This is a genomic window from Variovorax sp. P4_D9 (assembly GCF_056401695.1).
In genome coordinates this window covers 1-10,892 of sequence record NZ_JBFUIU010000280.1, presented here as the reverse complement: position 1 = coordinate 10,892, position 10,892 = coordinate 1, and the positions used below count along the sequence as shown (strand labels likewise).

Below are 10,892 nucleotides of genomic sequence, written 5' to 3'. Positions count from 1 at the left end.
CCCGGCATGCCGGGATGCCTCGGGTGCCCTGGCGCCGGCATGGGCCATCGGCCTGACTTAAAATTCGCCCCCCTGGTTCGTGGGCGCGCAGCGCCCGACCGAGGCGACTCCCCGATGAATGCTCCGACCGCGTTGACGGCGTTGTTGTCGCAGGCCGCAGAGCCTGTGCGACTGCGTGAGATCCCCTACAACTACACCAGCTTTTCAGACCGCGAGATCGTGATCCGGCTGCTGGGCGAGCGCGGCTGGGACCTGCTCCAGCGCCTGCGCTCCGAACGCCGCACCGGCCGCTCGGCCCGCATGCTGTACGAGGTGCTGGGTGATATCTGGGTCGTTCAGCGCAACCCCTACCTGGTCGACGACCTGTTGGACAACCCGCGCCGCCGCGGCCAATTGGTAGAAGCGCTCAAGCACCGACTGGGCGAGATCGAGAAGCGGCGCACGCCCGACAGCGACGCCCAGCGCGACGCCTCCGTCGGCGAACTGACCGGGCTGGTGGCGCGCGCCGTGGCTTCCTTCGACGCCATGTTCCGCGAGGTCGCGGCCCTGCGGCGCAAGGCCACGCGCGAACTGCGCCGGCTCACCGCCAAGGACAACATCAAGTTCGACGGCCTGTCGCGCGTGTCTCACGTGACCGACGCCACCGACTGGCGGGTCGAGTATCCCTTCGTGGTGTTGGCGCCCGACACCGAGGCCGAGATGGCCGGCCTGGTCAAGGGCTGCATCGCGCTCGGCCTGACCATCGTGCCGCGCGGCGGCGGCACCGGCTACACCGGCGGCGCCATCCCGCTGACCTGGAACAGCGCGGTGATCAACACCGAGAAGCTCGAGGCCATGACCGAGGTCGAGCTGCGCGAACTGCCCGGCCTGACGGCGCCGGTGCCGACCATCTGGACCGAGGCCGGGGTGGTGACACAGCGCGTGGCCGATGCGGCCGAGCGCGCCGGCTTCGTGTTCGCGGTCGACCCGACCTCCGCCGAGGCCTCCTGCGTCGGCGGCAACGTGGCGATGAATGCCGGCGGCAAGAAGGCCGTGCTGTGGGGCACCGCGCTCGACAACCTGGTCTCGTGGCGGATGGTCACCCCCAATGCTGAATGGCTTGAGGTCACCCGCGTCGGCCACAACCTCGGCAAGATCCATGACGCCGACAGCGCGGTGTTCGAACTTCAGTACTTTGCCGCCGACGGCAAGACCGCGCTGCGCACAGAGCGGCTCGAAATCCCCGGCAAGACCTTCCGGAAGGAAGGTCTCGGCAAGGACGTGACCGACAAATTCCTGTCGGGCCTGCCCGGGATCCAGAAGGAAGGCTGCGACGGCCTGATCACCAGCTGCCGATGGATCGTGCACCGCATGCCGGCGCACACGCGCACGGTCTGCCTCGAATTCTTCGGCAATGCCAAGGACGCGGTGCCCAGCATTGTCGAGATCAAGGACTTCATGTTCGCCGAGCAGAAGCGCTCGGGCGTGCTGCTTGCGGGCCTGGAGCACCTGGACGACCGCTATCTCAAGGCGGTCGGCTATGCGACCAAGTCCAAGCGCCATGGCGGGCTGCCGAAGATGGCGCTGTTCGGCGACATCGCCGGCGACGACGCCGACGCGGTGGCGCGCGTGACCTCCGAGGTGGTGCGCATCGCCAATTCGCGCAGCGGCGAGGGCTTCATCGCGATCAGCCCCGAGGCGCGCAAGAAGTTCTGGCTCGACCGCAAGCGCACCGCCGCCATCAGCCGGCACACCAACGCCTTCAAGATCAACGAGGACGTGGTGATCCCGCTGCCGCGGATGGCCGAATACACCGACGGCATTGAGCGCGTCAACATCGAGCTGTCGCTGCAGAACAAGATCGCGCTGGCGGATGGGCTCGAGGACTTCCTCGCGCGCGGCAACCTGCCGCTGGGCAAGCGCGAGGATGCCAACGAGATCCCCGCGGCCGAGGTGCTAGAAGGCCGGGTGGCCGAGGCGCTGGCGCTGGTGGGCGAGGTGAGGGCGCTGTGGCAGGGCTGGCTCGATCAGGTCGCGGTGCTGTTCCCGCAGCTGCAGGACCATTCGCTGCGGGCGAGCTGGAAGACGCAACTGCGCGAGCCGCTGGCGGCGATCTTCGCCGGCGCCGAGTTCGCGCCGATCCTGGTGGAGTGCAACGAGATCCACCAGCGCATCCTCAAGGGCCGGGTCTGGATCGCGCTGCACATGCACGCCGGCGATGGCAATGTGCACACCAACATTCCGGTCAACAGCGACAACTACGAAATGCTGCAGACCGCCCACGCGGCCGTCGTGCGCATCATGGCGCTGGCGCGCGGCCTCGACGGCGTGATCTCGGGCGAGCACGGCATCGGCATCACGAAGCTCGAGTTCCTGAGCGACGCCGAGCTGCAGCCCTTCACCGACTACAAGAAGAAGGTCGACCCCGAAGGCCGCTTCAACAAGGGCAAGCTCTTGCGCGGCAGCGAGCACGCCGGCCCCGATGGGCGGACGCTGCATTCCGACCTGACCGACGCCTACACGCCGAGCTTCGGCCTGATGGGGCACGAGTCGATCATCATGCAGCAGAGCGACATTGGCGCCATCGCCGACAGTGTCAAGGACTGCCTGCGCTGCGGCAAGTGCAAGCCGGTGTGCGCCACGCACGTTCCGCGTGCCAACCTGCTCTATTCGCCGCGCAACAAGATCCTCGCGACCTCGCTTTTGGTGGAGGCCTTCCTGTACGAGGAGCAGACCCGGCGCGGCGTCAGCATCAAGCACTGGGAAGAGTTCGAGGACGTGGCCGACCACTGCACCGTCTGCCACAAGTGCCTGACGCCTTGCCCGGTCAACATCGACTTCGGCGACGTCTCGATGAACATGCGCAACCTGCTGCGCAAGATGGGGCAGAAGTCCTTCCGGCCCGRCAATGCGGCGGCGATGTTCTTCCTCAACGCGACCAATCCGCAGACCATCAAGATGATGCGCACCGGCATGGTCGACATCGGCTTCAAGGCCCAGCGCATGGCCAACGACCTGCTGCGCGGGCTGGCCAAGAAGCAGACCGCGGCGCCGCCGGCGACGCTGGGCCCGGCACCGGTCAAGGAGCAGGTGATCCACTTCATCAACAAGAAGATGCCCGGTGGGTTGCCCAAGAGGACCGCACGCGCGCTGCTCGACATCGAGGATGCCGACTACGTGCCGATCATCCGCAACCCGCAGGCGACCACGCCCGAGTCCGAGGCGGTGTTCTATTTCCCGGGCTGCGGATCGGAGCGCCTGTTCTCGCAGGTCGGCCTGGCCACGCAGGCGATGCTGTGGCATGCGGGCGTGCAGACCGTGCTGCCGCCGGGCTATCTCTGCTGCGGCTATCCGCAGCGCGGCAGTGGCCAGTTCGACAAGGCAGAGAAGATGATCACCGACAACCGGGTGCTCTTCCATCGCGTCGCCAACACGCTCAACTACCTCGACATCAAGACCGTGGTGGTGAGCTGCGGCACCTGCTACGACCAGTTGCAGGGCTACCAATTCGACAAGATCTTCCCGGGCTGCCGGATCATCGATATCCACGAGTATTTGCTCGAGAAGGGGATCACCTTGGGCGATTCGGGCGGCGGCGGCTACCTCTACCACGACCCCTGCCACACGCCGATGAAGCTGCAGGACCCGATGAAGACCGTGAAGGCGCTGGTCGGCGACAACGTGCTCAAGAACGACCGCTGCTGCGGCGAGTCCGGAACGCTGGGCGTGACCCGTCCGGACATCTCGACCCAGATCCGCTTCCGCAAGGAAGAGGAGCTGAAGAAGGGCGAGGCCGCGTTGCGCGATGCCGGCATGGTCGCGCCCGAGGCCAACGTCAAAATCCTCACCAGCTGCCCGAGCTGCCTCCAGGGCCTGAGCCGCTACGGCAACGATCTCAACAATGGCCTGCTCGAGGCCGACTACATCGTGGTCGAGATGGCCAACAAGATCCTCGGTGCCGACTGGATGCCCGCCTATGTCGCAGCCGCCAACCAGGGCGGAATCGAACGCGTGCTGGTGTGACGGCGATGCGTGTCGCTGGATGCCCGCTGTGCGACGAAGCCGGCGGCCGCCTGGTGTTCCAGGCCGCCAGGCTGCGTGTCATCCATGCGGCCGAAGCGGGTTTTCCGGCCTTCTATCGGGTGGTTTGGGTCGATCATGTGGCCGAGTGGTCCGACCTGACGCCCGAAGACCGCGACCTGTGCATGGAGGCSGTGGCGGTGGTCGAGCAGTGCCTGCGCGATCTGCTGTCGCCGGCCAAGATCAACCTGGCCGCGCTCGGCAACATGGTGCCGCACCTGCATTGGCACGTGATCGCGCGCTTCGATTGGGACAGCCGCTTTCCTTCGCCGGTGTGGGCCGCGGCGCAGCGGGCGGCCGATCCGCAGCGCGAGCAGGCGATTGAGCATCGACTGCCGGCGCTGGAACGCGAAATGATCCGTCGTCTGGCGACAAGGAGTTTTTGATGGCAGGTTTGCAGGCGGGCGCACCGACGCCCCAGTCGATTACCGTGCACGGACAGTCGCGCGTCCTCGAAGTCGGATTTTCCGACGGTGCGACCTTTCGCATCCCGTTCGAGCTGATGCGCATCTATTCGCCCTCGGCGGAGGTGCAAGGCCACGGGCCCGGCCAGGAGGTGTTGCAGACCGGCAAGCGCGAGGTCGACCTGGTCGACCTGCAGCCGATCGGCAACTATGCGGTCCAGCCGACCTTCAGCGATGGCCACGACACTGGGATCTATTCCTGGGACCTGCTGTACGAACTCGGCGCCCGGGAGGCCGAGCTGTGGGCCGAGTACGAGCGCCGCCTTGCCGCGGCGGGCGTCGATCGCGACGCACCGATGGCCGACAAGTCGGCCGCTTCCGGCCACGGTGGGCACGCCTGCGGCAGCCATTGAGCGACGAATTTCCAGCATCCTTGCGGGATATCCGGGTTGATGTGAACGCTTCCGGCCTAACATCGGAGCTATGAGCACCACCCATTTCGGATTCGAATCGGTCGACGAAAGCGTCAAGGCCAAGCGCGTGCGCGGGGTCTTCGACTCTGTCGCCTCGCGCTACGACCTCATGAACGACCTGATGTCGATGGGCCTGCACCGTGCCTGGAAGGCCTACACGGTGATGGTCGCGAACGTCGGCGAGGGCTCGAAGGTGCTGGACATCGCCGGCGGCACGGGCGACCTGTCGCTGGCCTTCGCCAAGAAGGTGGGCGCCAGCGGCGAGGTGGTTCACACCGACATCAACGAAGCCATGCTGCGGACCGGCCGCGACCGCCTGCTCGATGCCGGCGTCGCCTTGCCGACGCTGGTCTGCGATGCCGAGAAGCTGCCCTTCCCCGACAACCATTTCGACTTCGTGACGGTCGCCTTCGGGCTGCGCAACATGACGCACAAGGATGTCGCGCTGAAGGAAATGAACCGCGTGCTGAAGCCGCGCGGCAAGTTGCTGGTGCTCGAATTCTCCAAGGTCGCCAATCCGCTGCAGAAGGCMTACGACTGGTATTCGTTCAGCGTGCTGCCTCGCCTTGGCAAGGTGGTGGCGGGCGACGACGCCAGCTACCGCTACCTGGCCGAGTCGATCCGCATGCATCCGGCGCAGGAAGATCTCAAGACCCTCATGAAGGAGGGCGGTTTCGGTCATGTGGACTATCACAACATGACGGGCGGCGTGGTCGCCCTGCATGTTGGAATCAAGTGTTGAAGCTGTTTTTCGCCGAAGAGGAGACGTGATGAAGAATATTGGTTCCTGGTTGTTGGTGTGCGCCCTGGCTGTCGTGAGCATCGATGCCAGTGCCGCCCGCATGGGCGGGGGGCGCTCGATCGGCAAGCAGTCCAGCAACGTGACGCAGCGCCAGGCCACGCCGCCCGCTTCGCCCGCGACCCCGGGTGCGCCGGCGCAGAACGCGACCAATCCCGCTGCCAATCCTGCGGCCGCGGYCCCGGCCGCGGCGGCACCGAAGCGGCCCTGGGCCGGAATGCTCGGCGGTCTCGCGGCCGGCCTCGGCCTGGCCTGGCTGGCCCATTCGCTGGGCCTCGGTGCCGCCTTCGGCAACATCCTGCTGATTGGCCTGCTGGTGCTGGCGGCCGTCGTCGTGTGGCGCATCTTCTCGGCCCGTTCGCGAGCCGCCGCTGCGTCGCCGCGCGCCGGTGGCTTCGCCTTCCAGGGCGCGGGCAGTCCCGCGGATGCCACCGCGCCGCCGCAGTACAGCCCCCGCAACGTCGGCAACGACGCCTCGGCCCGGCCGTGGGAAAGCAATGCCATCGCCTTCGACGCCAGCGCGTCCCAGCCCGAACATCCGGCCGACCGCACGGTCGGCTCGTCGATGGCCGGTGCCGCCGCTGCGGGCGGCAGCATGATCGGCTCGGCGCTGGCCGGATCGCAATCGTGGGGCATTCCCGCCGGCTTCGACGCCGATGGCTTCCTGACGGCGGCCAAGCGCAACTTCGTGACCTTGCAGGACGCCTGGGACCGCGCCGACATCGGCACGCTGCGTTCGATGATGACCGACGGTATGGTCGGCGAGATCCGCCAGCAACTCGCCGAGCGCGAGACCCACACCGGTGGCCAGCCGAACAAGACCGAGGTCGTCATGCTCGATGCCAAGCTGCTCGGCATCGAGGAACTGCCCGATGCGTACCTGGCGAGCGTCGAGTTCTCCGGGATGATCCGCGAAGACGTCTCGGCCGGCCCGAGTCCGTTCCGCGAGGTCTGGAACATGACCAAGGACACCCAGGGCGGCAGCGGCTGGCTCGTGGCCGGCGTCCAGGCGTTGCAATAACGCTCCCCCCAGGTTGCCGTTGCCCGGCAATTCGTGTCCGGGCGCCCACCCCCTGCCGGGCGCAACACCAGCGGGCTGGCAAAGCCAGTTCCGCGGTGTTCCACCAACGGGCCTGGCTGCGCCGGCCAAGGGCAGGTCCAGCGCTGTTTTTTCTCTTCGGCTGCACCCGACACGAAGTGCGGGGCAAACTGGGGGCGCGTTGATAATACGGAGATGGTTACACCATCGTCCCCATTTGCCTTTCTGGAAGACTTCGCCAATCGCGTCGGCAGTCGACTGCAGCCGCCCCCTTGGGCGATCCACGAGATGCAGCACCGTGCGGTGCTCTTTCTCAATCACGTGCTCCAGCAGGAGCCCGAAGCCCAGCAGCGCTTGTTGCGGCTGCAGGGCCGTGTCGTGAAGTTCGAGTGGCGCTCCGTGACGATGCAGTTCATCCCGACGCCGGCCGGTCTGCTCGACCTCGCGCCTGAAGGCGCCGCTGCCGAACTCACGCTGGCGGTCACCGAGGCGTCGCCATTCGGCCTCGCCCGCGCCGCCTTCAAGGGCGAGAAGCCCGCGGTTCGCATCGAGGGCGACGTGCAGTTGGCCGCCGAGGTCAACTGGCTGGTCGACCATGTGCGCTGGGATGTCGAAGATGATCTGGCGCGCGCCATCGGCGACGTGCCGGCGCACACGATCGCCACCGGCGCCCGCCGCGTGGTGGAGGCGCTGCGGCAGTTCGTCGGCCAGCGTCCAGGCAAGACTGGCGGGCCTGCAGCCGAATGAGGCGGATCTACCGCGGCGCCTTTATCATCTGGGTCGCACTGCGCTACGGCCTCGACGAACTCGTCCTCACGAGCTTTCAGAAGCCCTGGCTGCGGGTGGTGGCCCGCATCGTTTCGGTCGGCCGCAATCTCGATGCGCCGCGCGGCCAGCGGCTGCGCGAGGCGCTCGAGCGGCTGGGGCCGATCTTCGTCAAGTTCGGCCAGGTGCTGTCGACCCGGCGCGACCTGCTGCCGCCCGACATCGCCGACGAGTTGGCCTGGCTGCAGGACCGGGTGCCGCCGTTCCCTTCCAAGGTCGCGATCGCGACCATCGAGCGCGCATTCCGGCGCTCGGTGAGCGACATCTTCGTGCAGTTCGACGAGACGCCGGTGGCCAGCGCGTCGATCGCGCAGGTGCATTTCGCCACGGTGCGCCTGGCCGACGGCTCGGTGCGCGAGGCGGCGGTCAAGGTGCTGCGCCCGGGCATGCGCGACGTGATCGAGAAGGACCTCGCGCTGATGGCGATGATGGCCGGCTGGGTCGAGGGCCTGTCGGCCGATGGCAAGCGCCTGAAGCCGCGCGAGGTGGTGGCCGAGTTCGACAAGTACCTGCACGACGAACTCGACCTGGTGCGCGAGGCGGCCAACGCGGCCCAGCTTCGGCGCAACATGGAGAAGCTCGAGCTGGTGCTGATCCCCGAGATGTACTGGGACTTCTGCCATCCCGAGGTGATGGTGATGGAGCGGATGAAGGGCGTGCCGATCGCGCAGCTCGACCGCCTTCGCGCGGCCGGCGTCGACATCCCGAAGCTGGCGCGCGACGGCGTCACGATCTTCTTCACCCAGGTCTTCCGTGATGGCTTCTTCCACGCCGACATGCATCCCGGCAACATCCAGGTCAGCCTGGCGCCCGAAAGCTTCGGGCGCTACGTGTCGCTCGATTTCGGCATCATCGGCACGTTGACCGAGTCGGACAAGGAATACCTGGCGCAGAACTTCGTGGCTTTCTTCCGCCGCGACTACAAGCGCGTGGCCGAGCTGCACCTCGAGAGCGGCTGGGTGCCGCACGGCACCCGCATCGACGAACTCGAGGGGGCGATCCGCACCGTCTGCGAGCCCTACTTCGACCGCCCGCTGAAGGAGATCTCGCTCGGCATGGTGCTGATGCGCCTGTTCCAGACCTCGCGCCGCTTCCATGTCGAGATTCAGCCGCAGCTGGTGCTGCTGCAGAAGACCTTGCTCAACATCGAAGGGCTGGGCCGTCAACTCGATCCCGAACTGGACCTCTGGCACACGGCCAAGCCCTTCCTCGAGAAGTGGATGACCGACCAGATCGGTCCGCGCAAGCTGTTCGAGCAGTTGCGCGCCGAGGCGCCGCGCTACGCGAAATTGTTGCCGCAGTTGCCGCGACTGTTGCACGATTTCCTGGAAAATCGCCCGCCGGACCATCGCCGCGAACTGCTGGAACTCCTGGCCGCCCAGAAGCGCACCAACCGGTTGTTGCAGGCGATCATCTACGGGGGCCTGGGATTCGTGCTCGGGCTGATCGCGATGCAGGTGCTGGTGCGCGTGCGTCTGTTCTGAGAAGGAATTTCGTTGTCGTGCTGCTGACCCTGGTCATCGTCTATCTTCTGGTCACCATCGCCATCGGCCTCTATGCGGCCAAGCGCGTCACGAACACCACCGACTTCGCGATCGCCGGGCGGCACCTGCCGCTCTACATGATCGTGACCACCACCTTCGCCACCTGGTTCGGCTCCGAGACTGTGCTCGGCATTCCGGCCAAGTTCATCGATGGCGGGCTCAACGGCGTGATCGAGGACCCGTTCGGCGCCGGCACCTGCCTGATCCTGGTCGGCCTCTTCTTTGCCGGCAAGCTGTATCGCATGACGCTGCTGACCATCAGCGACTACTACCGCGAGCGCTACGGCCGGGTGATCGAGGTCGCCTGCTCGCTGATCATCATGCTGAGCTACCTGGGCTGGGTCTCGGCCCAGGTCACGGCGCTGGGGCTGGTGTTCAACGTGCTTTCGGGCGGCGCGATCGACGTCTCGATGGGCATGGTGATCGGGGTGGTATCGATCCTGGCCTACACCTTGTTCGGCGGCATGTGGTCGGTGGCGGTCACCGATTTCATCCAGATGATCATCCTGGTGCTGGGGCTGGCCGTGATCGCGACCTTCGCCGGCCACATGGCCGGCGGCGCCGACAGGGTGGTGGCGTTCGCGGTCAGCAAGGACCTGTTCAGGTTCTGGCCCGAGCCGAACTACAAGGACATGGTGTTCTTCTTCGCGGCGGCGATCACCATGATGCTGGGCTCGATCCCGCAGCAGGACGTGTTCCAGCGCGTCATGTCGGCCAACAGCGCGCGCTCGGCCACGCGCGGGTCGGTGATCGGCGGCGTCGCCTACATCCTGTTCGCCTTCGTCCCGATGTTCCTGGTGGCGAGCGCGCTGCTGATCATGCCGACCGAGACCGCCGAATTGCTGAAGGAGGATCCGCAGAAGGTGCTGCCGACGCTGGTGCTGCAGAAGATGCCCTTCGTGATGCAGGTGCTGTTCTTCGGCGCGCTGCTGTCGGCGATCAAGTCGACCGCCTCGGCGACCCTGCTGGCGCCGAGTGTGACCTTCACCGAGAACATCTGGCGCCAGTTCCGGCCCGCGGGCAGCGATAGGGCCAACCTGCTCACGATGCGCGTCACGGTGCTGGTGTTCAGCGTGGCGGTGCTGGCCTATGCGATCCGGATGCAGGGCACGCCGATCTACGAACTGGTGTCCGGGGCTTATCAGGTGCCTCTGGTCGGCGCCGTCGTTCCGCTGGTGTGCGGCCTCTACTGGCAGCGTGCGAGCACCCAGGGTGCCGTGGCGGCGGTGCTGCTGGGCATCGGTTCGTGGCTGCTGTTCCTCGTGATGCCCTGGGGCCGGGAGTTCCCGGCCCAACTCGCCGGCCTGCTGGCCTCGTTCGGCGGCATGGTGATCGGCTCGCTGGCGCCCCAGTGGGTCTCGAACACGCGCACTCCCCACCAGCCGCTGGCGGTCGATCCGGCCTGAGTCCCGTCCCCGGGGATCAGGGGGTACCCTTATAATCGAGAGCTTTGCGAGCGGCCGCCGGCCGCTCCTTTCGCCTCCAATCCCATGCCTATCTACGCCTACAAGTGCAGCGCCTGCGGCTTTGCCAAGGACGTGCTGCAGAAAATGTCCGATGCGCCGCTCTCGGACTGCCCGGCTTGCGGTGCGAGCGCATTCAGCAAGCAGCTCACGGCCGCCGGCTTCCAGCTCAAGGGTTCGGGCTGGTACGTGACCGATTTCCGCGATGGCGGCGGCAAGAAGGGCACCGACGGAGGCGACAAGCCTGCCGCCAGCCCGGCCTCCGCGCCGGCGGACGGCGCTGCCG

General features: G+C 66.8%; 9 protein-coding genes. All 9 read left to right on the top strand.

The window, feature by feature from the left end; all coding sequences use genetic code 11:
- The first annotated feature begins 114 nt into the window (after positions 1 to 114).
- Positions 115 to 4,002 carry a DUF3683 domain-containing protein gene (locus tag AC1DY5_RS26690; protein ID WP_478116285.1) on the top strand — a complete coding sequence of 1,296 codons (3,888 nt, stop codon included), beginning with the start codon at positions 115 to 117 and terminating at the stop codon, positions 4,000 to 4,002.
- Between the two features lie 5 nt (positions 4,003 to 4,007).
- Positions 4,008 to 4,445: an HIT family protein gene (locus AC1DY5_RS26685; protein ID WP_478116283.1), complete on the top strand. Its 438-nt coding sequence runs from the start codon at positions 4,008 to 4,010 to the stop codon at positions 4,443 to 4,445.
- A complete protein-coding gene (locus AC1DY5_RS26680) occupies positions 4,445 to 4,876 on the top strand; it encodes a gamma-butyrobetaine hydroxylase family protein (RefSeq protein ID WP_478116281.1) in 432 nt (143 codons plus the stop codon). The genes AC1DY5_RS26685 and AC1DY5_RS26680 overlap by 1 nt, the downstream gene beginning before the upstream one ends.
- Positions 4,877 to 4,946: 70 nt before the next feature.
- Positions 4,947 to 5,678, top strand: coding sequence for a bifunctional demethylmenaquinone methyltransferase/2-methoxy-6-polyprenyl-1,4-benzoquinol methylase UbiE (ubiE, locus tag AC1DY5_RS26675; RefSeq protein WP_478116279.1), 732 nt, complete (start codon positions 4,947 to 4,949; stop codon positions 5,676 to 5,678).
- A 28-nt stretch (positions 5,679 to 5,706) separates the two neighbouring features.
- Entirely contained in the window at positions 5,707 to 6,756 is a 1,050-nt protein-coding gene (locus AC1DY5_RS26670) for a Tim44 domain-containing protein (RefSeq protein WP_478116277.1), read from the top strand.
- A 213-nt stretch (positions 6,757 to 6,969) separates the two neighbouring features.
- On the top strand, positions 6,970 to 7,521 hold the full coding sequence (locus AC1DY5_RS26665; RefSeq protein ID WP_478116275.1) for a ubiquinone biosynthesis accessory factor UbiJ: 552 nt from the start codon (positions 6,970 to 6,972) through the stop codon (positions 7,519 to 7,521).
- Positions 7,518 to 9,083 (top strand): ubiquinone biosynthesis regulatory protein kinase UbiB, encoded by a 1,566-nt coding sequence (gene ubiB / locus AC1DY5_RS26660; RefSeq protein ID WP_478116273.1) that lies wholly within the window; start codon positions 7,518 to 7,520, stop codon positions 9,081 to 9,083. Before AC1DY5_RS26665 ends, ubiB begins: the two co-directional genes overlap by 4 nt.
- Positions 9,084 to 9,100: 17 nt before the next feature.
- A complete protein-coding gene (locus tag AC1DY5_RS26655; RefSeq protein ID WP_478116271.1) occupies positions 9,101 to 10,549 on the top strand; it encodes a high affinity choline transporter 1 in 1,449 nt (482 codons plus the stop codon).
- Between the two features lie 84 nt (positions 10,550 to 10,633).
- The coding region (locus AC1DY5_RS26650; RefSeq protein WP_478116269.1) for an FmdB family zinc ribbon protein at positions 10,634 to 10,892 on the top strand (259 nt) is incomplete at its 3' end.